The 23,013-nt window shown below is 69.7% G+C and carries 25 protein-coding genes; 13 read left to right on the forward strand and 12 right to left on the reverse strand.

The window, feature by feature from the left end; genetic code table 11:
* Positions 1-129 precede the first annotated feature (129 nt).
* The 7 genes from ACESMR_RS10250 to ACESMR_RS10280 all read left to right on the forward strand — a co-directional run bounded on the left by ACESMR_RS10250 (position 130) and on the right by ACESMR_RS10280 (position 10,389).
* Positions 130-1,332 carry a sensor histidine kinase gene (locus ACESMR_RS10250; RefSeq protein ID WP_373046960.1) on the forward strand — a complete coding sequence of 401 codons (1,203 nt, stop codon included), beginning with the start codon at positions 130-132 and terminating at the stop codon, positions 1,330-1,332.
* Positions 1,329-1,979 (forward strand): response regulator, encoded by a 651-nt coding sequence (locus tag ACESMR_RS10255; protein WP_373046961.1) that lies wholly within the window; start codon positions 1,329-1,331, stop codon positions 1,977-1,979. The genes ACESMR_RS10250 and ACESMR_RS10255 overlap by 4 nt, the downstream gene beginning before the upstream one ends.
* A 100-nt stretch (positions 1,980-2,079) precedes the next feature.
* Entirely contained in the window at positions 2,080-2,739 is a 660-nt protein-coding gene (locus ACESMR_RS10260) for a DUF2306 domain-containing protein (RefSeq protein ID WP_373046962.1), read from the forward strand.
* A gap of 34 nt (positions 2,740-2,773) precedes the next feature.
* Positions 2,774-3,136 (forward strand): hypothetical protein, encoded by a 363-nt coding sequence (locus tag ACESMR_RS10265; RefSeq protein ID WP_373046963.1) that lies wholly within the window; start codon positions 2,774-2,776, stop codon positions 3,134-3,136.
* Between the two features lie 95 nt (positions 3,137-3,231).
* A complete protein-coding gene (locus tag ACESMR_RS10270; protein ID WP_373046964.1) occupies positions 3,232-5,181 on the forward strand; it encodes an Ig-like domain-containing protein in 1,950 nt (649 codons plus the stop codon).
* A gap of 17 nt (positions 5,182-5,198) precedes the next feature.
* On the forward strand, positions 5,199-7,751 hold the full coding sequence (locus ACESMR_RS10275; protein ID WP_373046965.1) for a PQQ-binding-like beta-propeller repeat protein: 2,553 nt from the start codon (positions 5,199-5,201) through the stop codon (positions 7,749-7,751).
* Positions 7,752-7,797: 46 nt separating this feature from the next.
* Complete coding sequence (locus ACESMR_RS10280) at positions 7,798-10,389, forward strand: ATP-binding protein (protein ID WP_373046966.1); 2,592 nt, start codon at positions 7,798-7,800, stop codon at positions 10,387-10,389.
* Between the two features lie 78 nt (positions 10,390-10,467).
* Here the strand turns inward: ACESMR_RS10280 and ACESMR_RS10285 are convergent, their stop codons facing one another.
* Entirely contained in the window at positions 10,468-10,824 is a 357-nt protein-coding gene (locus ACESMR_RS10285; protein ID WP_373046967.1) for a DUF1428 domain-containing protein, read from the reverse strand.
* Positions 10,825-11,083: 259 nt separating this feature from the next.
* Here ACESMR_RS10285 and ACESMR_RS10290 point away from each other — a divergent pair, with 259 nt between their 5' ends.
* A complete protein-coding gene (locus tag ACESMR_RS10290) occupies positions 11,084-11,428 on the forward strand; it encodes an ArsR/SmtB family transcription factor (RefSeq protein ID WP_373046968.1) in 345 nt (114 codons plus the stop codon).
* Complete coding sequence (locus ACESMR_RS10295) at positions 11,425-11,925, forward strand: SRPBCC domain-containing protein (protein WP_373046969.1); 501 nt, start codon at positions 11,425-11,427, stop codon at positions 11,923-11,925. Before ACESMR_RS10290 ends, ACESMR_RS10295 begins: the two co-directional genes overlap by 4 nt.
* A gap of 68 nt (positions 11,926-11,993) precedes the next feature.
* Here the strand turns inward: ACESMR_RS10295 and ACESMR_RS10300 are convergent, their stop codons facing one another.
* From ACESMR_RS10300 to ACESMR_RS10330, 7 genes are all read right to left on the reverse strand, one after another.
* The gene (locus tag ACESMR_RS10300; protein WP_373046970.1) at positions 11,994-12,539 is read right to left on the reverse strand and encodes a DUF6036 family nucleotidyltransferase; all 546 of its coding nucleotides are present in this window, start codon (positions 12,537-12,539) and stop codon (positions 11,994-11,996) included.
* Complete coding sequence (locus tag ACESMR_RS10305) at positions 12,536-13,048, reverse strand: hypothetical protein (RefSeq protein WP_373046971.1); 513 nt, start codon at positions 13,046-13,048, stop codon at positions 12,536-12,538. Before ACESMR_RS10305 ends, ACESMR_RS10300 begins: the two co-directional genes overlap by 4 nt.
* A 110-nt stretch (positions 13,049-13,158) precedes the next feature.
* Complete coding sequence (locus ACESMR_RS10310) at positions 13,159-13,635, reverse strand: GNAT family N-acetyltransferase (protein ID WP_373046972.1); 477 nt, start codon at positions 13,633-13,635, stop codon at positions 13,159-13,161.
* 89 nt (positions 13,636-13,724) lie between these two features.
* On the reverse strand, positions 13,725-16,112 hold the full coding sequence (locus ACESMR_RS10315) for an ATP-binding cassette domain-containing protein (protein ID WP_373046973.1): 2,388 nt from the start codon (positions 16,110-16,112) through the stop codon (positions 13,725-13,727).
* 78 nt (positions 16,113-16,190) lie between these two features.
* Positions 16,191-16,598 (reverse strand): VOC family protein, encoded by a 408-nt coding sequence (locus tag ACESMR_RS10320; protein ID WP_373046974.1) that lies wholly within the window; start codon positions 16,596-16,598, stop codon positions 16,191-16,193.
* Entirely contained in the window at positions 16,595-17,089 is a 495-nt protein-coding gene (locus ACESMR_RS10325; RefSeq protein ID WP_373046975.1) for a helix-turn-helix transcriptional regulator, read from the reverse strand. The genes ACESMR_RS10320 and ACESMR_RS10325 overlap by 4 nt, the downstream gene beginning before the upstream one ends.
* 14 nt (positions 17,090-17,103) lie before the next feature.
* Positions 17,104-17,292 carry a hypothetical protein gene (locus ACESMR_RS10330; protein WP_373046976.1) on the reverse strand — a complete coding sequence of 63 codons (189 nt, stop codon included), beginning with the start codon at positions 17,290-17,292 and terminating at the stop codon, positions 17,104-17,106.
* A 290-nt stretch (positions 17,293-17,582) separates the two neighbouring features.
* Between ACESMR_RS10330 and ygiD the strand changes: the two genes are divergently transcribed.
* Positions 17,583-18,458: a 4,5-DOPA dioxygenase extradiol gene (gene ygiD / locus ACESMR_RS10335; protein WP_373046977.1), complete on the forward strand. Its 876-nt coding sequence runs from the start codon at positions 17,583-17,585 to the stop codon at positions 18,456-18,458.
* 13 nt (positions 18,459-18,471) lie between these two features.
* On the opposite strand, the gene ACESMR_RS10340 is transcribed toward ygiD, so the two are convergent.
* The 3 genes from ACESMR_RS10340 to ACESMR_RS10350 form a co-directional block, all read right to left on the reverse strand.
* Positions 18,472-18,966, reverse strand: a complete 495-nt coding sequence (locus ACESMR_RS10340) for a VOC family protein (RefSeq protein WP_373046978.1) — start codon at positions 18,964-18,966, stop codon at positions 18,472-18,474.
* Positions 18,967-19,115: 149 nt separating this feature from the next.
* The gene (locus tag ACESMR_RS10345) at positions 19,116-19,466 is read right to left on the reverse strand and encodes an ArsR/SmtB family transcription factor (protein ID WP_373046979.1); all 351 of its coding nucleotides are present in this window, start codon (positions 19,464-19,466) and stop codon (positions 19,116-19,118) included.
* Positions 19,453-19,896, reverse strand: coding sequence for an SRPBCC family protein (locus ACESMR_RS10350; protein ID WP_373046980.1), 444 nt, complete (start codon positions 19,894-19,896; stop codon positions 19,453-19,455). Before ACESMR_RS10350 ends, ACESMR_RS10345 begins: the two co-directional genes overlap by 14 nt.
* A 68-nt stretch (positions 19,897-19,964) precedes the next feature.
* On the opposite strand from ACESMR_RS10350, the gene ACESMR_RS10355 reads away from it, so the two are divergent.
* On the forward strand, positions 19,965-21,125 hold the full coding sequence (locus tag ACESMR_RS10355) for a mechanosensitive ion channel domain-containing protein (RefSeq protein WP_373046981.1): 1,161 nt from the start codon (positions 19,965-19,967) through the stop codon (positions 21,123-21,125).
* 23 nt (positions 21,126-21,148) lie between these two features.
* Here ACESMR_RS10355 and ACESMR_RS10360 read toward each other — a convergent pair whose 3' ends face one another.
* Positions 21,149-21,676 carry a winged helix-turn-helix transcriptional regulator gene (locus ACESMR_RS10360; RefSeq protein ID WP_373046982.1) on the reverse strand — a complete coding sequence of 176 codons (528 nt, stop codon included), beginning with the start codon at positions 21,674-21,676 and terminating at the stop codon, positions 21,149-21,151.
* 92 nt (positions 21,677-21,768) lie between these two features.
* Here ACESMR_RS10360 and ACESMR_RS10365 point away from each other — a divergent pair, with 92 nt between their 5' ends.
* The gene (locus ACESMR_RS10365; protein ID WP_373046983.1) at positions 21,769-22,428 is read left to right on the forward strand and encodes a glutathione S-transferase family protein; all 660 of its coding nucleotides are present in this window, start codon (positions 21,769-21,771) and stop codon (positions 22,426-22,428) included.
* A 110-nt stretch (positions 22,429-22,538) separates the two neighbouring features.
* A complete protein-coding gene (locus ACESMR_RS10370; RefSeq protein ID WP_373046984.1) occupies positions 22,539-23,009 on the forward strand; it encodes a carboxymuconolactone decarboxylase family protein in 471 nt (156 codons plus the stop codon).
* Positions 23,010-23,013 lie beyond the last annotated feature (4 nt).

Genomic DNA, 23,013 nt, shown 5'->3' on the forward strand with positions numbered 1-23,013 from the left:
CTGGAAGATGGGTCTTCCGCGCTCGCCGGTTGTTCCAGCCAGGAGGCGCGCATGCGAGATTGGTTCGTTCGGGAGAGCCGGAGGGGTCACGAGCCGGCGTCCGACCGGTTGCCATCGCAGGGGATACGCATGGACGGCAGCGATATTGCTGATCCGACAGTCGCTGCGGGCGTATCTTCCGCCGCGATGCGCGACCTCTTTCGCCTGGTGTGGTCCGAACCGAGAGACCCTGGCCCCCCCGCTCCGAGCTTCCGTGACTGGCTTCTCGTGGCGGGCCTCGCCCTGGTGGCGATCGTGGAGGTGAGCGCGAGGCCCGAGCTGCCACACAAGGCCCTGGCCCTCGCTCTGGTGATCTCCCTGCTCCCCACGCTGGTGTGGAGGCGATCGCTTCCGCTGGCGATGTTCGCGGTGGGCTTCGGCACGACGGCGGTCGTATCGGCCGTCCGCCTGCTGACCGACTTCGACGTTCCCGAGCTGCACACGCTGGCCTTCCTGCTGCTGCTCGTCTACGCGCTGTTTCGATGGGGCGCAGGGCGCGAGATGGTGCTCGCGCTGCCGATCCTGCTGGGGTCGGCGTCGCTCGGTCTGCTCTCGCAGGGGGCGACAGCGAGCGACATGCTCGGTGCGCTCGCCGTGCTGCTGGCCGCCACGACGCTCGGTGCCGCGGTCCGATACCGCGCACGCGTGCGCACGCAGGAGCTGGAACAGGTGAAGATGCGGGAGCGCGAGCGCCTTGCACGCGAGCTACACGACACCGTTGCCCATCACGTGTCCGCCATCGCGATTCGGGCGCAGGCAGGCCTGGCGACGGCGCCTCGGGACCCCGCGGCGGCAGTCGACGCACTCCGGGTGATCGGGACCGAGGCCTCGCGCAGCCTCGCCGAGATGCGGGCGATCGTCCGGTTGCTGCGGGGGGACGAATCCGCGGAGCTCGCACCCAGTCCGCGCGTCGCGGATCTCGATCGGCTCGCCGACCAATCCGCGGGCGTCCCTGCCGTCGTCGTCGAGATCGCAGGCGACCTCGACGACCTGCCGCCCTCGGTCTCGGCCGCGCTCTTCCGTATCGCGCAGGAGTCGGTCACCAACGCCCGCCGGCACGCACGTGGCGCGACTCGCATCCGGGTCGGCGTCACCGCCGACCACGACTCGGTCCATCTGCGCGTCTGCGACGACGGCGAGCCCCCGCACGCTCGCGGCTGGGGACGGGGCTACGGGCTCACCGGCATGATCGAGCGGGCGGAGCTGCTCGGCGGCAGGTGCAGCGCAGGCCCGGACGCAGAGCGTGGCTGGACGGTCAGCGCAGTATTGCCTCGAAAAGGAGCCGTCGCATGAGCATCCGCGTGATCGTCGCCGACGACCAGGAGATCGTGCGCACCGGGCTGCGGATGATCCTCGAGGCCCAACCCGACATCGAGGTCGTGGGCGTCGCCGCCGACGGTTTGCAGGCGGTCGAGCTCGCACGCGATCTTCGCCCGGACGTGTGTCTTTTCGACGTGCGCATGCCCGGTATCGATGGGATCGAGGCCACCCGCCGACTGGCCGGATTCGCCCCTTCGATCGGCGTCGTCGTAATCACAACCTTCGATCACGACGACTACGTCTACGCAGCGCTCAAGGCCGGCGCCCGCGGCTTCCTGCTCAAGGATGCGGGCCCTGAGCTGCTGGCCCAGGCCATCCGGTCTGCCGCCACCGGCGATGCCCTGATCGCGCCCCGCGTGACCGCACGGCTTCTCTCCGCATTCGCCGCGTCCCGGCCGGACGCACCGCGGGCGCAGCCTAAGGAGCCTCTCACCGCTCGGGAGGAGGAAGTCCTCCTCCGCGTGGCCGGCGGGCTGACCAACACCGAGATCGCGGACATGCTGCACATCAGCCTCAGCACCGCGAAGAGCCACGTCGCCAGCCTCATGACGAAGATCGGCGCGCGAAATCGGGTCGAGATCGCCATCTGGGCCTGGGAAACCGGCCGCGTTCGAGGCTGACTGGCCGAAAGTACGACGCCACCGTCCACCTCGCGGACGATACAGATTTGGCCGTTGGACGAATGGTTTCGCACTCGGCTCTCCCGGTACCTTCTGCGCCATGAAGAACATGACGCAGACAAGGAAAATCGGGCGCGCGACCATGTTTCTGCTCGCGCTCAGCGTGGTCCCCGTGGTCGCCGGCGCGGTGCGTCTGGCAGGCCTTGCCGAGGTCACCGCCGAAAACGCACGGTTCGTTGCAGACCCCGTCCCGGTGTTTCTGCACATCCTGAGTGCCAGCGTCTGGAGCGTGCTGGGTGCGTTCCAGTTCTCCCCTCGCCTCCGCCGTGGCAAGCCCGGCCTCCACCGCGGCGCGGGGCGCGTTCTGGTTCCTCTCGGACTCGTCGCCGCGCTCTCCGGACTGTGGATGACCTGGTTCTACCCGACGGTCGGACACGACGGGCCGCTGGTCTTCTTCCTTCGGCTGGTCGTGGGCTCGGCGATGGCGCTGTCCATCGCCCTCGGTGTAGCCGCCATCCGCCGCAGGGACGTGACCGCGCATGGCGCCTGGATGCTGCGCGGCTATGCGCTGGGTCTCGGCGCCGGCACGCATGTGCTGACGCACATCCCGTACTTCGTCTTCGAAGAGATCCAGGGCGAGCTGTCCCGCGCGCTGTGCCTGGGCGCAGGCTGGGCGATCAACGCCGCCGTCGCGGAGTGGATCATCCGCAGGCGGCCGGTGACGGCGCGCGCCCTCCCTCTCACTGCCCAGAGCAGCTGAGTACCTCCCCCGCACTCACGAAACTGGAACCACCATGAATCACCGCATGGCTTTCGCCGCTGCATGCGCCTCCATCTCCCTCGTTTCCGGTTGCAGCAAACCCCTCACCGATTTCACCGTCATTTCCACCAGGAACACCCTCCGTGCCGTCGACGACGCGGGCGACGGTGTGCGGGTGACCGGCAGGGACTGCGTCCCGGTCGTCCTCGTGCAGTGGGGCGAACCCAGCGTGCAAGAAGCGATCGAAGACGCGATCGACCGCGCCGGACCGGGCTTCGACGCACTCGTCGACGGTGTCATCTCCCACCGATACGAGTACTTCCTCTTCGGGCAGGATTGCTGGGAGGTCGAGGGAACTGCCGTCTCCCGGAAGTCAGCCGCCACCGCCGCACGATGACCGATCAGGCCGCCGCCTCCGCTGTCAGGAGGAATCAGGCGCATCGGCCCTCGGGCCAACGATACTGGCCATCTACCCGACACGAGGAGCGCCACATGCACGCCCCCAGGTACCTCCTGGCCGCCGTTCTCACGCTCGCCGTCTGCGCGGCCGGTTGCGGCGACGACACGACGAATCACCATCCCGATCCCGCGCCCGGAACCGGTGGCACCGGTGGCACCGGCGGCAGCGGAGCTGGTGGAGGCGCCGGCGGCATCGGCGGCGGTGGTGCCGGCGGCACGGGCGGCGACGGCGGTTCCAGCGGGGCCGGAGGGTCGGGTGGGGCTGGCGGCACCCTGCAGGTCGGCTCGCTCGAGATCACGCCTGCCGCAGCCGAGGCCTGCGCGCCGGACTGCAGCTTCCTCCCGCAGCACATGACGCGCCTCTTCGTCTCCACCGTACGCGACGCGGACGGCAATACCCTCGAGGAGATCCCGGTCGAATGGGCGATCAGCGACGAATCGCGGGCCACGGTCGATGGCGGCATGGTCACCGCCATCGCGCCGGGGCCGGTCGAGCTCACCGCCACGGCCGGCGACCTCACCACCTCGCTCGAACTCGAGGTCGGCGGCGAAGGCGTCAACCTCATCTACGTCGAGACGCCGGACGGCCTCCGCGAAATCGCGCTCCTCGAAGGCCGCAGCACCCTCGTCCGCGCCGCAGGGCAGCAGGGGCACGGGTGGTTCGTGCGCCCGGTCGACCTGCTCGACGCGACCTGGGAGATCGCCGACCCGGCCATCGCCGCCATTGAGAGCCACCAGGTGGTTGGCACGCAGCCCGCGATCATGGTGCACGCACTTGCCGCAGGCTCCACCACGATTCGCGTCACCAGCCGCCAGGGGCCGGGCGTCGAGGGATTGCTTCCCTTTCACGTGATCCCTGCCACGGTCGCAGCACCGGAGCTCACGCTCGACCTCCTCGCGCCCGGCGCCAGCCACGCCTGCGGCCTCGACAGCAGCGGCGCGCTCTGCTGGGGCGACAACTCGACCTTCCAGCTTGGCGCCGGCTCCACCAACCCGTCGGAGAGCACGCCGCTGCGCGTCGCCGGGAGCGGTGGCTTCGCCTGGCTCACCTCGGGCGCCCGCCATTCCTGCGCTCTCGACAACCAGGGAGCCGCATTCTGCTGGGGTGCGAACGACGAGGGACAGCTCGGCGTCGACGAGCAGTCGCAGACCGTCTTCAACAGCGAGGTGCCGGTCCCGGTTGCGGCCACGCTCGAGTTCACCCGACTCGCCACCGGCGACGCGCATACCTGCGGCATCGACGCGGTGGGCGCGGCGTACTGCTGGGGGAGCAACTGGTTCGGCAAGCTCGGCACCGGCAGCACCGACGAGTTCCAGTTGCGCGTGCCCACGCCCGTCGCCGGCGGCCACCATTTCGAATCGATCGCGCCTTCGTCCGCCTTCACCTGCGCAGTCGACGAAGCCGGCGCGGCCTGGTGCTGGGGCGCGCACACCGGCGCGCTCGGCATCGGTCCGGTGCAGGGTGACGTCACGCGCTACGCGATGCCGATGGCCGTAGCCGGCGCACACGTCTTCACGGCGCTGGCTACCGGTGGCAACCACACCTGCGCGGTGGACGCGATGGGCGCTGCCTGGTGCTGGGGCCGGTCGCTCGAAGGGCAGCTCGGCGTCGCTCCCGCGACCGACGATCCGATGGGCGAGACCTGGGAGCCGGTGCAGGTGGGCGGAGGTCATCTCTTTGCCACGATCGCTGCGGGCAACCGCCACACCTGCGCGCTCGACGCAGCAGGCGCGGCGTGGTGCTGGGGAGGCAACCAGGCCGGCCAGCTCGGCACCGGCGATCTCACGTCCACCGAGGCGCCGGTCCCGGTGCTCGGCGGCCTCGCATTTCGTGACCTCCGTGCAGGCGGCGACTTCACCTGCGGGATCACCTCGTCCGGCGGGGCCTACTGCTGGGGGGCGTCCGACTACGGCCAGCTCGGCGCAGGCAGCACGTCGATGCGTCCATTTCCGACCCCCGTTCTCGCAGCCGCATCTCCTTGAATCGGTGAGGACACTTCATGCGTAAGCTCTTTCTGCTCACCATCCTGCTTTCCGCAAGCCTGACTTCAGCTGCTTGCGTCGACGAAGACCCTCCTCACGCCGCGGGCAACGCGGGCGGAAGCGCCGGCTCCGGAGGATCCGGCGGAACCGGCGGCGACCCACAACCCGGCTGGGAAGGTCTCGCCTTCCACCTCACCTGGCGTCACCAGGGGTTCGGTGAGGTGGGCTCCCTCGCCGTAGCCGATTTCGTCGGCGACGGGACCGCACAGATCGCCGTCGGCGCCAGGCGCCCGCTGCTCGTCTCCGCCGACGGAACGCGCGAGCTCTGGTTCGCCGACTGGGAGGTCGACGACAACCTCCTCCTCGGCGGCGACAACGACTGGGTCTACGAGCTCGCCGCCGTTCCCGCAGGCGACGGCCGCTCCAACCTGCTCGTCACGAGCAGCATAGGGGACGCCTTCCTGCTCGATGGCCGCGACGGCTCGACCATCTGGCGGACGTTCCCGCAGCTGCGCCACACATTCCCCCTCTTCACGACCTTCGAGACGTCCGCGGGCCTCGCGTTCCTTCCCAACTACGGCAGCGCCGCGCACTCCGTGCAGACCGGCGACGAGTTGTGGCAGCTGCCCGTTGCCGCCGTGCCTGCCTTCGTCCAAACGGCCGCACGGGCAGACGCTCTCGATGGCCTCTTCCTCGTGGATGAGGGCGTCCGCGTGGTCGGCGGCCCCGGCGCCGGTCGGCCGGGTTCACTCACCAGCACCACCGCCGATGGCCAGCTCATCTTCTCGTTCGAGTTCCAGGACGGTGATCAGCCGACCGCGCTGGGATCGGCCGATCTGGACGGCCTCGGGAGCGACTCGGCCGTAGTCGCGACATGGAGCCGGCCGCTCCGTGCCTTCGACCCAGCGGGAGAGCTGCGGTGGTCGCGCGATCTCCTGCTGTTCGGAACCGAGCCCGATCGCACGCTGGTGAGTCACCTGCTATCCCACGACCTCGACGGGGACGGCCACGACGAAGTTCTCGCAATCGCGCGGGACGCGTGGGCTATGGACCCGACCCGCACGCCGACGCTCGTAGTGGCACTGGGAGCCGACGCCACCGAGCGCTGGCGCTACGCAATCGAGGGCACGGTCACGCAGGCCGAGATCGTCCTTCGCGACGAACGGCCGCTGCTCCTGCTGACGACTGGCGTACCGGATCTCGGCGCGCCCGGCACCGCGGTCGCACTGCAACTCGGGGAGGGCAACGCGCCTCGCAAGCTCTTCCGCTACGAGATCTCCGCCGGCATCCAGACCTTCGCCGAACGAGACGGCACGCTCGTCCTCGGCACGGCAGACGGGATCCTGCGTGCACTCGACGGGGCGGGGGAGCTGAGCTGGAGCCGCTACCTCTCCTCGTTCCTCTCGGCCTCGGCCGTCGTGCCCATGAACGACGAGGACTGGGTCGTGACGGGTGACAACAGCGGCAACATCGCCCTTCTCGACTCTACCGGTGCACGCCGCTGGTTCCAGCGCCTGGCGGTCGGGGCGTTCGGCTGGACCATCGACGTCACCACCGCTCGCTTCGAGCGCGACGAGCCACTTCGTATCGTCGCGGCTGCGAAGGCGGCGCTCCCCGGCGCATCCGGCATCATCGAGCGCTTCTCGCATGAGGGCATCCGCGAGGCCTCGCTGCCCCTGCCGAGCGAACCGGTCGCACTCACCGCGGCCGATCTCGATGCCGATGGCATCGACGAGATCCTCGTCGTCGAATCGGCCCGGGTGGGCGAGACCACTTGCCACGTGCGGTGCTACGACGCGGACCTCACCCAGATGTGGTCCGCCCCGATCGAACTCTGCATGGCGGGCGAGATCACGGTCGCCGACGTGGACGGTGACGGCGCCGTGGAGATCGCCGTGCGCACGGATCCCGGACTCTACTACGCGCCGAGTACGCTCTCGCTGCTCGAGCGAGGTGGCGCCGTTCGCTGGACGCTCGACGAGGACGAGGAGCTCAGCCTGTGGGCCCGCGCCGTCCCTGGCGGCTTGCTATCGGGTGGCGCAACCACCGAGCGCAACGGTTTCGCCGCGCTGCGCGACGCGCAGACCGGCGAGAAGCTCTGGAAGACGCTGCTGCCTTCGAAGATCGATCCAGCGAACCCGGAGGGGGAAACGCTGCCCGGTGCTTCGTGGTTCGGCCACGTAATCCCCGGCGAGGATGGCTTCGACCTCGCGCTCACCACGTACAACAACGAACTCGTGCTGCTCGACGGAGCGACGGGCGACATCCGATGGAGCGTCGACACGGAGTTGGAAGAGTACTGGCCGAACCTCCGCCGCATCGGTGGACCGCTCGTGCTGGTGCCAGGGACCGCAAGCACGCCGCCCCACCTCGTGACCGCACAGTACGCCGACACGCGCAGGCGCGCGGATGCGGTCGCCGTCGCGATGGACGGGACCATCGTGGGCCGGGTACCAATGGCGTCCGAGGCGCTCCGCATCCACCTGCTCCGCCGGGGCGAGAAACCATCGGTCGTGGCGGCGCAGGCCCTCCTCGGCGTCTACGCCTTCGGCGTGAAGGCGGAGGAGTAGCGCCACGGACCTGTTACCCTCGGGCGACGCCATCGAGGAGTCGCCCGTGCACCGAGCCCCGAAGGTCCGACCGGACCGCACCTCATTCGTCGGACGGGAGCGGGAGCTGTCGGCGCTGCGGACGATGATCGCGGATGGCATCCCGTTCATCACCCTCACCGGGCCGTCGGGGATGGGGAAGACACGGATCGCGCGCCGTCTCGCCAGTGAGCTGGACGGCGAGTTCCTCGGCGTCGAGGCCTGCGCGACGCAGGCCGACCTGCGCGCAGCCGTGGCGGAGCGGCTGCGCCTGGCCGGCGAGAGGGTCGGCGATGCGCTCGCAGCGCGCGGCCCGCTCCTGCTCGTCCTCGACAACGTCGATCCGCACGCGCGGCCACTCGCCGGCGTGCTCGAAGAGTGGCTCGAACGGTGCCCCGAGCTCACGCTGCTCGTCACCTCGCTCGTTCCACTCGGCATCCGCGGCGAGGTTCGCTTCGAGCTCGGGCCGCTCGGTGAGAAAGACGCCGTCGTGCTCTACCTCGACCGTGCGCGCGACGCCGCCGCCGATCGTCCGCTCGCACCGGCCGAGCGCGAGGCGCTCGACGAGCTCGTGCTGCGGCTCGATCGTCTGCCGCTCGCCATCGAGCTCGCTGCTGCGCGCGTGCGTGTGCTGCCACCGCGGCAGCTCCTCGAACGCATCTCGCAGCGCCTCGCTCTCCTGCGTTCCGCCGAGGGCTCGCTCACCCACGCGTTGTCGCTCTCGTGGAATCTTCTGACCGCCGACGAGCAGCGCGTGCTCGCGCGGGCCTCGGTGTTCGCGGGCGGGTTCACGCTCGCGGCCGCAGAGGCAATCCTCCGCAGCGACTTCCTCGTCGACCACCTCGATGGACTGCGCGCGAAGGCGCTGCTGCAGCTCGATGTCGATCGCTTCTCGCTCTACGAAAGCGTGCGGGAATTCGCAGCGCTGCGGCTACGCGAGCTGGGCGGCGCCACGGAGCTCGAGCGCCAACACGCGGCCTACTTCGCGAGCGAGGGCACTGCACGGGCCGGGCGCGCGGAAGGCCCCGAAGCACTCGCTGCGCTGCGCTGGCTGGCCACCGATCGCGAGAACCTGCTCGCCGCCCACCGCCGCTCGTTCGGTGCGGCACCGGAGCTGGCTGCGCGCACGGGGCTGGCGCTCGCGGCGTTGTTCAGCCGTGGCGGTCCAGTGGCCTTCCAGCGGGAGCTCCTCGACGCGTGCGTGCAGGCCGCGCGGCGCACGGGTGATCCGCAGCTCCTGGTGCAGGCGCTTCACGAGCGGGGGCGGGTGCGCAAGCGCGAGGGCGGATCGGCCGCCGCCCGAGCGGACGTCGATGAAGGACTCTGCGTTGCCCGGGCCCACGGCGATCGCGCGAGCGAAGGCCATCTCCTCATCGCCTCCGCCTCGCTCCGCGTGCCGGCGTCCGACCCTGAAGCGCGCACCGAGCTCGAGCGCGCTCTCGCAATCGGTGCCGATGAAGGCGAGCCATTCATCGAAGGACAGGCCCTCCTCGTACTCGGCGCGCTCGAGGAGAGCCGCGGTGCGATCGACTCCGCCGCCACCCGCACCGAGGAAGCGCTCGTGCTCTTCCGGCGCGGCGGCCACCTCCGCTTTTGCGGTATCGCGCTGCTGAACCTCGGCGCCATCCACTCGCACCGCGGCCGGTTCAGCGCGGCGCGCAACGCCCTCGAGCAGGCGTGCGCCATCTTTGCCTCACTCGAGAATCTCACGTCGCTCTCCTACGCCACGACCAACCTCGGGAGCCTCGCGCTCGCCATGGGTGATCTCGACGAGGCCGAGAAGCACCTGCTCGAGGTGCTCGCGCTCGATCGCCGCTCGAGCAACCGCCAGCTGCACGGGATCGCCACGGGCCAGCTGGCCATCGTCGCTCTCGAGCGCGGCGAACTGCGCGAAGCGGAGCGGCGACTCGCCGACGGCATCGCCGCACTGCGCGAGCTCGGTGTGAAGCGTGAACGTGCGATGCTCCTGCCCTTCCACGCTGCCGCTCTCGCGCTGCTCGGCGGCACCGCGGAGGCACGCGCCGAGCTCTCCGAGGCACGCGCGGCCTTCGACGAGTTGGGTGATCCCGCGGGCATGCAGATGCTCGCACTGCTCGAGGGGATCGTCGCGCTGTCCGAGGCACGCCGCGTGACGTGTTCGGGCAGCGATGCGTCGAGCCTCGAGGCGCGTGCGCGGGAGCTGCTCGCCGCGCCGATCTGCACCGGCGTGACGGTCGAGGGGCTCTTCGTGGCGCGGCGTCTGCTCGGGCAGGCGCTCGCCCGGCGTGCTGCAGCCGAGGCGGCGCCGCCCGGGCTTCATCCCGGCGCGCTCGTCGTCGCCAGGGACGCCACCTATTTTTCTTTCGCCGGCGGCGAGCGCGTCGACCTGCGCCGGCGCGGCGCCGTCCGCCACCTGCTGCGTGGGCTGGTCGAGAACCGCCTCATCGCGCCCGGCGTCGGCGCCAGTGCCGACGAGCTCGCCGCCATCGGTTGGCCCGGTGAGAAGATCCTGCCGACCGCTGCCGCCACCCGCGTGTGGAACGCCATCAGGATCCTCCGGGGCCTGGGCCTTGCGCCGGTGCTGCTGCGCCATGCCGATGGGTACCTGCTCGATCCTGCGCTGGCTGTCGTACGGGAGTGAGGTCGCGCCTGCGGGAGCCAGCCAGCGATCGCTGGGTGACTCCCGCCGCGCGGCGCTGCCCGCCCGCAGCCTCGACGGTCAGCCCTGGTCGACGAGCACCGCGAACCCGCCGAAGATCATGCGCTGGCCGTCGAAGGGCATCTCGGCGCCCATTGCCTGCATGCGCGGGTCGTTCATCATCTTCTGCATCGCCGCGTCCCGCACCGTCTTGTCGGGGTATTCGATCCACGAGAAGACGACGACTTCGCCATCCTTCGCCTGCACGGCGCGCTGGAAGTCGGTGACCTTCCCCGCGGGGACGTCGTCGCCCCACGCCTCGACGATGCGCGTGGCGCCGAAAGCCTTGAACAGCAGCGCCGCCTCCGCCGCGTGCTTGCGGTAGGCCTCCTTCTTCGCGGCGGGGACTGCTACGACGAATCCGTCTACGTAGGCCATGGCTCTCCTCCGGCAGGTCGCGCTCCCGTTCCGTACTCGGGGGAGCTCGGTTGAACGGATGTGATGACGCCCTGGCGAGCGCGGACTCATCGGTCGCGGCGTCGCCCGGGTCGCAGCGAGGAACGCAGGACGGGGCTGCAGGGGCGGCGGGCCTCGCCCACGCCGAGGGGAGCCGCACGCGCTTTGCGGGGCGGGCCGGTGAAGCTGATCCGCCGGGACTTGACGCACGCCTCATGCACGCATATGCATATACACCTCTATGCATACCGACGCCTTCCAGACCCTCGCGGACCCCACGCGGCGCCAGATCGTCGAGGCGCTGCGCTCGGGGGAGCAGCAGGTCAACGACGTCGTCGGGAAGCTCGACATCCACCAGTCCGGCGTGTCGCGGCACCTGCGGATCCTGCTCGAGGCGGGGTTCGTACAGGTGCGTCCGGACGGGCCGCGCCGCTTCTACTCGCTGCGTCCGGAGCCCTTCCAGGAGCTCGAGACGTGGCTGTCGAGCTACCGGGGCCTCTGGGAGAAGCGGCTGGATCGCTTCGACGAGGCGCTGCAGAAACGGCGCAATGCACGCGCCGCCCACGCGAAGGAGAGGAAGCGATGAACCGCGAGAAGGCAGCACCCAACCGCCAGCCGATCCGTTTCGAGCGCACCTACGAGGGTCCGGTCGACGACCTCTGGGACCTCTGGACCACGAAGGACGGCTTCGAGTCGTGGTGGGGGCCGGAGGGTTTTCGGGTCGAGGTCTTGAAGCTCGAGCTGCGCGTCGGCGGCGAGCTGGTCTACGACATGATCGCCGCGGGCCGCGAGGAGATCGCCTACATGGAGAGCCAGGGCATGCCGCTCTCGCATGCCACCCGCGGTCACTTCGTCGAGCTGGAGCCGAAGCGGCGCCTCCGGCTCCGCCATTCGATCGACTTCCTCCCGGGGGTCGAGCCCTACGACAACGACATGCTCGTCGAGCTCATCCCCGAGGGTGCCAACGTCCGCATGGTGGTCGCGATCGATCCGCACCCGGACGACCATTGGACCCGCAGCTCCGCCCAGGGCTTCGAGAGCCAGCTGACGAAGGTCCCCGCGGCGCTCGCGGCGCGCCGGTAGGCACGCGGACGTGCGGCCGGGTCGGCGCGTGTTCGGCAGGGGAAGTCGGCGATGTACCAGCGGCGCCGCTACTGCTCGGCTTCTCCGACTGCAGCCAACGCGGCTTCGATTCCAAAGAGGCGCTCGACCGTCGCCGCGAACGCGTACTTGAAGTCGATACCGTCCCCAAGGACCTGTGTATCGCGGAATCGCGCGCACAAAACATTGAAAGCGAACGGCGCCTTGCTATGGATATCGACGATCGCGTCGATGTCGTGGTCGGTACCTCGCGCCAACTTCATCATCGCGAAGTCATGCTTTTCGGGGACGAAGACGCGCAACCAGCTCAGTCCGGCGAGCTTGAACTCGGTCCGCCGGTCTTCCCAGTCGTGTGGCGCGCAGTAGATTCCCGCTACGTTCTGAATCGGGATTCCCATCTCAGCTCCCACCTCTGCAAGGGCGAGGAGCGCGGCGGACGAACCATCGACGTAATCGAGATCCTTGGTAGCGTGGCTGCTTCCGTGAACCAGCCCGACCACGGCCCCGCCAACGAGCACCACTACCTCCGGCTCCGAAAGCCGGGCGTCCGCACGCCGGAGCAGCTCCTCGAGGTCCGCCGAGGAATACTGCTTCAAGCGTGCTTCTCGACGAGGCCCCTGAACACGTGGAGCGGCATGTTCATCAAGTATCCCCAACGGCGAACGACGTCGGGCGTACGCCGTTCCGCCAAGAGCCCCTCGAAGTAGCTCCGGGACCGGAAGTATTGGCCGCGCTCGCGCTGCTCCACTTCGCGAGAGAGCTTCTTGGCTTGCGCCGTGAGGGCGGGTACCCCCAACACCTCGCCCGCCAGGTCGACCAACATGCCCCACTCGGCAAGGAGCTCACGGCTACAGGCGAGCTCACGCAACCGCTCGAGGTCCAACTGGCCAAGGTTGCGCTTGAGCACCAACGGCAGGACCCTGAAGACGGTTGGATCCATCCGGGAAAGCGCGAGAGCGGCAATCAGCGTCGCGTCCAGGTCCAGGACCTCGCGCGGCTCGCATCCCTGGAGGGGGGCACCGAAGAAGGCCAGCGACGAACGGATATCCGCGTCCGAGAGGGCCGTGCGGCTCGGTTCCGGCTTGGTGGTTCCCTTCGCGCTCACGCCCTGAACGTAGCTTCGTCGCCAGCAGAATTCCAGACGGCCCCTTCGCTACCAACCCGTGAAAGGGATGGAGAAGCACTTCGTGCCTTCCTGGGCGGCCCGCAGCGCACTCACCCCTTCGCGAGGGCGAGCACCACCTCGTCGACCTCGCATTCCCGGGCGGCGGAGCGGAAGCTATCCTTCGCCACGGCGACGAAGCCGCATTTCTCCAGCACGCGGAGCGAGGCGACGTTGTCGACCGCCGCCCGTGCGTGCAGCGGCCGCTCGACCAGCTCGGCGAGGAAGAGGCCGAGCGCCGTGGTGGCGAGACCGCGGCCCCAGAATTCGCGCCCGAGCCAATAGGCGACTTCGCGGTTGCCCTGCCGCACGAAGCTCGCGACGTAGCCGATAGGCACCGATTCGCCCTCGATCGTCCGCGCGACGACCGACGGCTCCGCCAGCGTGCGCGCCCAGCGAGCGGCGAAGGCCTCCCGGTCGTCCGGATTGCTCGAGGTAGAAGCTGCCATCCAGCGGGCGTCCGGATCCCGCTGGTGCTGGAAGAAGTGGTCGATATCCCCCGGGGCGACCAGGCGCAGGCGAACGTCCATCCGTGGCTCCGTCGAGAATCCAGCTCGAGTCTGCCGCGGGAAAGGCCTCATTCGCCAGCGACCGGCAGTACCGCCCCGCGCCCGATCCCTCAGCGCGCTGCGGCGGCCTTGCGCCCGCCGCCGACGAACGCCGCCAGGTGCTCGCCGGTGAGCGTCGACCGCGCCGCCACGAGGTCGGCAGGCGTGCCCTCGAAGACGATCCGCCCGCCGTCGTGGCCTGCGCCGGGCCCGAGATCGATGATCCAGTCGGCGTGCGCCATCACCGCCTGGTGGTGCTCGATCACGATCACCGACTTGCCCGCGTCGACCAGCCGGTCGAGCAGCCCGAGGAGCTGCTCGAGATCGGCGAGGTGCAGCCCGGTGGTCGGCTCGTCGAGCACGTAGACGCCGCCGTCCTCGCCCATGTGCGTCGCGAGCTTGAGCCGCTGCCGCTCGCCGCCCGAGAGCGTGGTGAGGGGCTGGCCGAGCCGCAGGTAGCCCAGGCCCACGTCGGCCATGCGCTCGAGGATCGCGTGGGCTGCGGGCGTGCGCGCCTCACCCTTGCCGAAGAAGCCGACCGCCTCCGCCACGGGCAGGTCGAGGACCTCCGCAATGTTCCGCCCGCCGAGCCGGTACTCGAGCACCGACGCCTGGAAGCGCCGCCCCTCGCACTCCTCGCAGATGGTGGTGACGCCGGCCATCATCCCGAGGTCGGTGTAGATCACGCCGGCGCCGTTGCAGGTCGGGCAGGCGCCTTCGGAGTTGGCGCTGAAGAGCGCCGGCTTCACCCCGTTGGCCTTGGCGAAGGCCTTGCGGATGGGCTCGAGCAGGCCGGTGTAGGTCGCCGGGTTGCTGCGGCGCGAGCCGCGGATCGCCGCCTGGTCGATCGACACCACCCCGTCCCTGCCGGAGACCGAGCCGTGGATCAGGGAGCTCTTTCCGGAGCCGGCCACGCCGGTCACCACCACCAGCACGCCGAGCGGGATGTCGACGTCGACCTTCTTCAGGTTGTGGGTGTTGGCGCCGCGGACCTCCATCACCCCGGTCGGCTTGCGCACCGCGGACTTCACAGAGGCCCGGTCGCTCAGGTGACGGCCGGTGAGGGTGCCGCTCTTCTTCAACCCCTCGACGCTGCCCTCGAAGACCACCTCGCCACCTGCGGTGCCGGCGCCGGGCCCGAGATCGACGACGTGATCGGCGATCGCGATCACCTCCGGCTTGTGCTCGACCACGAGGACGGTGTTGCCCTTGTCGCGCAGCCGCAGGAGCAGCTCGTTCATCCGCTGGATGTCGTGGGGGTGGAGGCCCACCGTCGGCTCGTCGAAGACGTAGGTGACGTCGGTGAGGGAGGAGCCGAGGTGGCGGATCATCTTGGTGCGCTGGGCCTCGCCGCCGGACAGCGTGCCCGAGGGCCGGTCGAGGCTGAGGTAGCCCAGGCCGATCTCCACGAACGAGTCGAGCGTATGCCGCAGCGAGTGGAGCAGCGGCGCGACGGAGGGCTCGTTCAGGCCGCGCACCCAATCGGCGAGATCGCTGATCTGCATCGCACAGGCATCGGCGATGTTCTTCCCCTTGATCTTCGAGGAGCGCGCCGCTTCGTTGAGCCGGGTGCCGCCGCACTCCGGACACGCGGAGAAGGTGACCGCACGCTCGACGAACGCCCGGATGTGCGGCTGCATCGCGTCGACGTCCTTGGAGAGAAACGACTTCTGGATCCGCGGGACGAGCCCTTCGTAGGTGAGGTTCACGTTGCCGACCTTCACCTTGGTCGGCTCCTTGTAGAGGAAGTCCTGCTTCTCCTTCTTGGTGTACTTGCGGATCGGCTTGTCGGGATCGAGGAAGCCCGACTCGGTGAAGATGCGCACGTACCAGCCGTCGGCGTTGTAGCCGGGGACGGTGAGCGCACCCTCGTTCAGCGACTTCGTGTCGTCGTAGAGCTGGGTGAGGTCGATGTCGCTGGCCTGCCCCATCCCCTCGCAGCGGGGGCACATGCCGCCGGCGCGGGTGAAGACGCGCTTCTCGGTCTTGCCCCCGCCCTTCTCGGTCGTCATCTCGCCGACCGCACGAACCGAGGGGACGTTGAAGGAGAACGCGTTGGACGAGCCGATGTACGGCTTGCCGAGGCGACTGAAGAGCACCCGCAGCATCGCGTTGGCGTCGGTCACCGTGCCGACCGTCGAGCGGGAGCTCGCCCCCATCCGCTCCTGGTCGACGAGGATCGCGGTGGTGATCCCATCGAGGACGTCGACCTCGGGGCGGGCCAGGGTCGGCATGAAGCCCTGCACGAACGCGCTGTAGGTCTCGTTGATCATCCGCTGCGATTCGGCAGCGATGGTGCCGAAGACGAGCGACGACTTGCCCGAGCCCGAGACGCCGGTGAAGACCGTCAGCCGCCGCTTGGGGAGCTCGACGCTGACGTCCTTGAGGTTGTTCTCGCGCGCGCCCTGGACGCGGATGAGATCGTGGCTGTCTGCGGGGTGCTGGCGGGAGGGGGCCATCTTCGCGGTCCTGTCACCGGCGATCGAATGCGAAGGACCCGCAGGCGCGCCGGCCGCCTGCGGGTGCCTGCCTGCCGCCTAGCGGCGCGCCTCGATCATCTTCCAACCGTTCCCGGAAGGGTCCCGGAAGCCGGCGTCGACGGTGCCGTAGCGCTCGGTGGGCTCCTGCGTGAACTCCACGCCCCGGGCGAGCATCCGGTCGTAGGCGGCGCGGCAGTTGTCGACCATGAGCACCAGCGGCGGCATGGCGCCCTTCGCCACCAGCTCCTGCAGCGCCTGCACCGTGGCCTCGTCGTGCATCGGCGCCTGCGGCTGGAAGAGGCCGAGCTGGAAGGAGGGCTGCTCCGGGTGCTGCACCGTCAGCCAGCGGTAGCCGCCGTTGCCCACGTCGGTGTGGACGCGGAACCCGACCTTCTCCACGTAGAACTCGAGCGCTTCCTGCTGGTCACGGACATAGATGCCGACGACGCCGACTCCCTGGCTCATGGGACCTCCTTGGTATGGGTTGGAACGGCCCCGTTTCTATCGTCGGCCTCCTGCCGCCGCTTCTCCGAAACTGCGATCGTGAGATCGGGCCGCTGGGCGGCGCTGAGGAAGCAGGCCGGCACCAGCGCGTGCTCGTGCAGCGCGGCTTTTTCCCTGGCGCGCAGCTCCCCCGGGCTCTGGCCGGTGACGTCGCGAAAGGTGCGACCGAAGGTCCCCAGGCTGGTCCAGCCGGTCTCGAAGGCGATCTCGGTGATCGAGAGCTCGGTGTCGCGGAGCAGCGCCGCCGCCCGCTCCAGGCGCCTCGTGAGCAGGTAGCGGTGCGGCGGGACGCCGAAGGCCTCCTTGAACGATCGCGCGAAGTGGGCCTCGGAGACGCCGCTGACACGGGCGAGCCGCTTGACGGGCCACTCCTCGTGCGAGGCGGCGTCCATCCGGTCCTTCGCGCGCAGGAGGCGGCGGAGCAGATCTGGGTCCTGGCTGGCGGGGGGCATCGCCCCCGATCATCTCACCTCGGCACGGCGATTTGTAGCGACGTGGCCGCCTCGGCGAGGGGCTTCAGCCCGCATGCTGCCGCGAAGCCCTGGGCCGCGGCGTATTCCATCACGTCCCGCTCCAGCGGCGTGAAGACGTCGGACACGCGCCACCGCGGCACCTCGCGCGCCTTCGCGATGGCGAGACCCTCGTCGTTTGCCATGCAGCAGCCGAAATCGAGGCACACCAGGTGCAGCCCACCAGGCTGGCGACCGCCATGTGTGCGAACGACTTCAGGCTCTCGTCGCAGGCATTCCACTCGTTCGCCTTCTGGCCGATCGCGAAGATGAATTTGAGCACCGGCCGGTTGTGCCAGTAGACGCCGAGCGGCTCCGGCACGTCGCCGAGCATCTTCCTGCTGACCGTATCTGGCGCGGCGCCCCCTCATCCGAGGTGCGCAGCGGCGGTTGCGCGCCGCCCTCCGGGTCGCCACCTCGGCGATGCGAGGTGCGCATGGCGGTCGTCCCGAACACGAAGATGCCGGCGGCGTTCCTGGGGCATGGCAGCCCGATGAACGCCCTGGAGCGCAACCGCTACTCCGAGGCGTGGCAGCGCTTCGGCAGCAGCGTCCCGCGGCCGCGGGCGATCCTCGTCGTCTCCGCACACTGGTACGAGAACGCCACCGCGGTCACCGCGATGCCGCGCCCGCGGACCATCCACGACTTCTACGGCTTTCCCCGGGCGCTCTTCGAGGTCGAGTATCCCGCGCCCGGCAGCCCGGAGCTCGCGGAGGAGGTCGCCGAGATCGCCAAACCCACGAGCGTGGGCCTGGATCACGACAGCTGGGGAATCGATCACGGCACCTGGTCGGTGCTCGTGCACGCCTTCCCGCAGGCGGACATACCGGTGGTGCAGCTCTCCATCCACGCGCTGAAGGACTTCGATTTCCACGTGGAGCTCGGCGCGCGGCTCGCGCCGCTGCGCGATCGCGGCGTGCTGATCCTCGGCAGCGGCAACGTGGTGCACAACCTGCGGGCGCTCGCGTGGTCGCAGCCGGCGCTCGCGTTCGACTGGAACCGCCGCTTCGACGAGGCGGCGCGCGCGGTACTGGCGGAGCGGCCCGGCGATGCCGCCGGGCTCCGGGCACATGGGGACTACACCAGCAGCCACCCCACCCCCGATCACTTCATCCCGCTGCTCTACGTCGCCGGCCTCGCCGCGGCTGCAGGCCGCGGCGCCGAGGTGTTGATCGACGGGTACGCGTACGGCTCGCTCTCGATGGCAGCCTACATGCTCGATGCAAATCCGCCGGCCGCCTCCGGCGAAGGCCGGCCGGCGGCGGGCCTGCCCGATCCGGCGCTGGTGCCGGCAGAGGACACGAACGTGTGAGCCGCCGGGCGTGCTACGCCGCGGCGCGGGCCCGCTCCAGGGCGGCGATGTCGATCTTCACCATCTGCATCAGCGCATCGCTCACCCGCTTGGCCCGGGCGGGATCGGTGTCGGTCATCAGCTGGTCCAGCGCCGCCGGGACGATCTGCCAGCGCACGCCGTAGCGATCGATGAGCCAGCCGCAGGCCTGCTCCTTGCCGCCGCCCGCGAGCAGCGCGTTCCAGTAGCGGTCGAGCTCCGCCTGGTCGTCGCAGAGCACGACCAACGAGATGGCGTCGTTGAAGTCGTGGTGGGGGCCGGCGCTCATCGCCTGGAAGCGCTGGCCGAAGAGGGTGAAGTCGACCACCTTCACCGAGCCCGGCGGGCCGCTGGGCGACTCGCTCGGCAGCGCCGTGACCCGGTCGACCCGGGAGTCGGGAAAGATCGAGGCGTAGGTGCGGGCCGCCTCCTCGGCCTCCTTCGCGTACCAGAGGTGCGGGAAGATCTTTGCTCGTGCCTGCACGGCCATGGCGGTCTCCTCCTGCCGGGGGTCCGGCTCTTCGCTCACGCAGGGATGGACGGTCCGGCGCGCCGGAACTCATCGCTCGGCGATCCTGCCGGCGAGGAAGGAGCTGGCAACACACCGGGCGGGTATCCCGAAAGTGGTCCTCCCGGTGCTCAGCGCTCCCGCTCGACGAAGTCGCGCAGGGATCCCAGCGCCTCGTCCCACTGGGCGGAGATGCGGTCGAGGTAGATACGGGCTGCGTCCAGGCCCCTGGCCTCGAGGGCCCAGATCCGCTCCCTGCCGCTGCGCTCCCCGTGAACGAGCCCCGCCCGGGCGAGCACCTCGAGGTGCTTGGTGATCGCCTGGCGGGTGACCTCGGCGTCCTCGCTCAAGGCCGCGATCGAGGCGGGGCCGCCCTCGGCGAGGCGGCCGAGGAGCCGCAGCCTGGTGGCGTCGCCGAGCGCGGCGAAGACCGGCGCCGCGTCGACCAGGCGCGGGCCCGCGCCCCGCCTAGACTTCGACATGGCGGCGGATGTTCTGGGTCTGCTCCGTCCACCCGCCGTCGTTGAGACGCCAGGCTTCGGCACGGCGCTCGGGCGGCAGGCGATCGAAGCCCGACTCGACGAGGGTGAGGCGGGTGCCCTCCGGCACCTCCTCCAGCCGGAACTCGACGCGGTTCCAGAGGGAGCGGTCGGCAGCCTCGGCATCACCCGCGGGCCAGGTGAAGGCGAAGAGCTGCTCGGGCTCCATCACCTCGATGCGCATCTCCCACTTCGCCTCTTCCTGGCCCGGGTAGGTACTCTGCGCCTTCACGATCTGGCCCACCGCAAAGGCGCCGTCGAGCTTCACCCGGAACCAGCTGGCGAACTCCTCGTGGTTGGTGAGTGCACGCCAGACGCGGGAGCGCGGCGCGCGGAGCACGATCTGCTTCTCGATTCTATCGGTCGGGGACATGTGCAACCTCCTGGTTGCATCATCATGGCGCAGGCCGGTCGAATTGCGCAACCTTTTGGTTGCGCCTTATGTGGGGGAGAGCGAGCCGGATTGGATGCGCGTCCGGCCTGCGTGTGCGCCAACGCGCCAGCACGAGACGGGGGCCTCTGAACGAGCGATCGCGGGTCACGCCGCCGGGTGCGGGTATCCACCGTGGCAGTCGGCGCTCACCGTCGACGAAGGCCGGGCCAAACGTGGAGCAGGAGGTCGTTCGAGAGTCGGTTCTCTGGGAGCGGGCGCTGGCGCTCGCCACCCTGCTGCTCGTAGCGCTGGTCACCTTCGTGGCCGCGAAGCTTCTCGCTCGGCTCCTGAAAGGGACGACCCGTCTCGGACTGCGCGGGCTCGAGCGTCTCGCTGCGCCGGTCACCCTCGTCGCGACCCTCCTCGCCGCGTGGCTGATCCTGCTGCGCACGCCGCGTGATCCGCCGATCGTCGGGGTGGTGATCGAGCTTCTTGGAATCGCCGCCGTCTTCTGGCTCGCTGCCCGGGTGCTGGACGTCGTCTGGACCACCGGCACGAGTAGCGCGCGGCTGCGGCGCTTGCGCGGCGTCGGCTCGGCGCTGCTGGCCACCCGGCAGCTGGGCAAGGCGGCGTTCGTCTTCGGCGCGGTCGCCGTGATAGCCGTTCGGATGGGAGCCTCGGCGCAGCTCTATGTCGCCCTCGGCGCCATCGGCGCCGCGCTCACCTTCGCCGCACGTGCGCCGATCGCCAATGCGGTCGCATTTGCCGGGATGCTCGTCGACCCTCCCTTCCACATCGGCGATCGCGTCCGCATCGGCGACTACCGCGGGGGCGACGCAGCCCAGGGCGAGGTCGTCGCGCTCTCGCTCTCGGCGGTGACGATCCGCTCGAAGCGGCGCACGCTGATCGCGATCCCCAACGCGCTCGTCGGGCAGCTGCGGGTCGAGAACCTGTCGCACGCCAATCGCCGCAGGCTCGAGTTCGAGCTGCCGATCGATGAAGGGATCCCTGCCGAGACCTTGCGGGCAGCCTGCGCCATCATCGAGGACGACCTCCGCGCGAGCGAATTCGTCTCCGAATATCGAGAGCCGCGCGTGTGGATCGCCGGGCATCACGATGGCCTGCATCTCAAGGCTTCGGCCTGGCTGCGACGCGGCAGGGACCGGCGCGAGGCCCAGCGCGAATTGCTCCTCCTGATCCGATCCCGCTTCGACCAGTTGGTTCGCTGAGGGGCCTGCTTCGCGACGAGCCTCTATCGCTTGCGAGGATTCCCCGGGCCGCGGGCGGGCGTCTCGGCTACGGCCGCCTCGTAGGCGGCCTGGAGCTCGGCGGAGACGGAGCGGGCCGGGCGGGGCGCGCCGAGGTGCAGGTGGCGCAGCTCGTCCATGAAGGCGTCCCACAGCGGCGGACCGCCCGCTTCCAGCAGCGCCGCGCGCACGGACAATTCCCTGGTGGGGTTCGTGTGGCGGCGGCCCCAGGCGGCCATCTGTGCGAGCAGGGGGACGAGCTGGATGGCCGCTTCGGTGAGGCTGTAGATCCCCTTCTGCCGGTGGTTCGGATCCGGGGTTCGCGTCAGCAGCCCGGAGGCCGTGAGGCGCTTCAGCCGGTCGGCGAGGATGTTCGAGGCGATGCCCTCTTCGCTCTGCGCGAGGAGCTCGCCGTAGGTGCGCCGGTTTCCGAACATCACGTCCCGGACGACGATCAGGCTCCAGCGGTCGCCGAGGATTTCGAGCGTGAGGTTGATCGGGCACCCGGAGCGTCCTGCCTGCGATACGGCCATGCGGGAGAGGCTACTACTTGCAGTTCGCAAGTGGAAGGGCTATGGTTGGACCACTTGCAAATCGCAAGCAGCACGGAAACCGGGAGTCCCCCATGTCGCTCGTGATCTACGGCCACCCCTTCTCCTCCTACACGCAGAAGGTCCTCATCGCGCTCTACGAGAACGAAACGCCCTTCGAGTTCCGCCTCCTCGGGCCGGACACGCCGCAGCACGCTGCCGAATGGCTGCAGCGCTGGCCGATCGCCAAGTTCCCGCTCCTCGTGGACGGCGAGCGGAGCGTGGTCGAGACCAGCATCATCATCGAGTACCTGCAGCTCGTGCATCCCGGCCGGACGCGCCTGCTGCCGGAGGATCCGATGGCGGCGCTCGACGTGCGCTTCTTCGACCGCTTCTTCGACCTGCACGTGATGAACGCGGCGCAGCACGCGGTCGACGGGGCGCTCACGGGAGATCCGGTCAAACGCGCGGATGGACAGGCGCTGTCCGAGAAGAAGCTGGAGCGCGCCTACGGCTGGCTCGAGGGCGCCCTCGCCGGCAGGACCTGGGCCACAGGCGAGGCGTTCACCCTGGCGGATTGCGCCGCCGCCCCCTCGCTTTTCTACGCGGATTGGATCCACCGGATCGGCGAGCGCTACCCGGTGCTTCGTGCCTACCGCGCGCGGCTCCTCGCCCGCCCCTCCTTCGCCCGCGCGGTGGACGAGGCGAGGCCCTACCGGCACCTCTTCCCGCTGGGCGCGCCGAACCGGGACTGACGCTCTTCGCGCTGCATGTCACATCCGCGCGCGCCACTTCGTCTTTCGCGCAGGGGCCGTTCCCGGCGTGGTGCCGGGACTTCGCCGCCCTTCCGAGAGACGAGGAAGCGATGAAGCAGCGCATCGATTACCACCAGATTGCACAGCGCGCGATCCAGGCCATGCTCGGCCTCGAGGCCTACGTTCGCTCGTCCGAACTCGAGCATTCCCTCATCCACCTGGTGAAGATCCGGGCTTCGCAGATCAACGGCTGTGCCTATTGCATCGACATGCACACCAAGGAGGCCCGGGCGGACGGTGAGACCGAGCAGCGCATCTACGCCACCAGCGTGTGGCGCCATGCACCCTTCTTCAGCGAGCGGGAGCGCGCCGCCCTCGCCTGGACCGAGGCGCTCACCCTGGTCCACACCCAGGGCGCGTCCGACGAGCTCTTCGAGGCGACCCGGGTGCATTTCAACGAGCAGGAGATCGTCGCCCTCACCTCGGCGATCATCGCGATCAACAGCTGGAATCGGTTCACCGAGGCCTTCCGGCCCGAGGTGGGCGGGTACGTGCCCGCAGCTGCGGGAAGGACCGGCTGAAGCT

Source organism: Vulgatibacter sp., assembly GCF_041687135.1.
GTDB lineage: Bacteria > Myxococcota > Myxococcia > Myxococcales > Vulgatibacteraceae > JAWLCN01.

Coding starts and splice junctions, on each gene's coding strand:
- ACESMR_RS10250 (WP_373046960.1), top strand. CDS start 130: ATGGACGGCAGCGATATTGCTGATCCGACAGTCGCTGCGGGCGTATCT.
- ACESMR_RS10255 (WP_373046961.1), top strand. CDS start 1,329: ATGAGCATCCGCGTGATCGTCGCCGACGACCAGGAGATCGTGCGCACC.
- ACESMR_RS10260 (WP_373046962.1), top strand. CDS start 2,080: ATGAAGAACATGACGCAGACAAGGAAAATCGGGCGCGCGACCATGTTT.
- ACESMR_RS10265 (WP_373046963.1), top strand. CDS start 2,774: ATGAATCACCGCATGGCTTTCGCCGCTGCATGCGCCTCCATCTCCCTC.
- ACESMR_RS10270 (WP_373046964.1), top strand. CDS start 3,232: ATGCACGCCCCCAGGTACCTCCTGGCCGCCGTTCTCACGCTCGCCGTC.
- ACESMR_RS10275 (WP_373046965.1), top strand. CDS start 5,199: ATGCGTAAGCTCTTTCTGCTCACCATCCTGCTTTCCGCAAGCCTGACT.
- ACESMR_RS10285 (WP_373046967.1), bottom strand. CDS start 10,824: ATGGCCTACGTAGACGGATTCGTCGTAGCAGTCCCCGCCGCGAAGAAG.
- ACESMR_RS10290 (WP_373046968.1), top strand. CDS start 11,084: ATGCATACCGACGCCTTCCAGACCCTCGCGGACCCCACGCGGCGCCAG.
- ACESMR_RS10295 (WP_373046969.1), top strand. CDS start 11,425: ATGAACCGCGAGAAGGCAGCACCCAACCGCCAGCCGATCCGTTTCGAG.
- ACESMR_RS10310 (WP_373046972.1), bottom strand. CDS start 13,635: ATGGACGTTCGCCTGCGCCTGGTCGCCCCGGGGGATATCGACCACTTC.
- ACESMR_RS10315 (WP_373046973.1), bottom strand. CDS start 16,112: ATGGCCCCCTCCCGCCAGCACCCCGCAGACAGCCACGATCTCATCCGC.
- ACESMR_RS10320 (WP_373046974.1), bottom strand. CDS start 16,598: ATGAGCCAGGGAGTCGGCGTCGTCGGCATCTATGTCCGTGACCAGCAG.
- ACESMR_RS10325 (WP_373046975.1), bottom strand. CDS start 17,089: ATGCCCCCCGCCAGCCAGGACCCAGATCTGCTCCGCCGCCTCCTGCGC.
- ACESMR_RS10330 (WP_373046976.1), bottom strand. CDS start 17,292: ATGGCAAACGACGAGGGTCTCGCCATCGCGAAGGCGCGCGAGGTGCCG.
- ygiD (WP_373046977.1), top strand. CDS start 17,583: ATGGCGGTCGTCCCGAACACGAAGATGCCGGCGGCGTTCCTGGGGCAT.
- ACESMR_RS10340 (WP_373046978.1), bottom strand. CDS start 18,966: ATGGCCGTGCAGGCACGAGCAAAGATCTTCCCGCACCTCTGGTACGCG.
- ACESMR_RS10345 (WP_373046979.1), bottom strand. CDS start 19,466: ATGTCGAAGTCTAGGCGGGGCGCGGGCCCGCGCCTGGTCGACGCGGCG.
- ACESMR_RS10350 (WP_373046980.1), bottom strand. CDS start 19,896: ATGTCCCCGACCGATAGAATCGAGAAGCAGATCGTGCTCCGCGCGCCG.
- ACESMR_RS10355 (WP_373046981.1), top strand. CDS start 19,965: ATGTGGGGGAGAGCGAGCCGGATTGGATGCGCGTCCGGCCTGCGTGTG.
- ACESMR_RS10360 (WP_373046982.1), bottom strand. CDS start 21,676: ATGGCCGTATCGCAGGCAGGACGCTCCGGGTGCCCGATCAACCTCACG.
- ACESMR_RS10365 (WP_373046983.1), top strand. CDS start 21,769: ATGTCGCTCGTGATCTACGGCCACCCCTTCTCCTCCTACACGCAGAAG.
- ACESMR_RS10370 (WP_373046984.1), top strand. CDS start 22,539: ATGAAGCAGCGCATCGATTACCACCAGATTGCACAGCGCGCGATCCAG.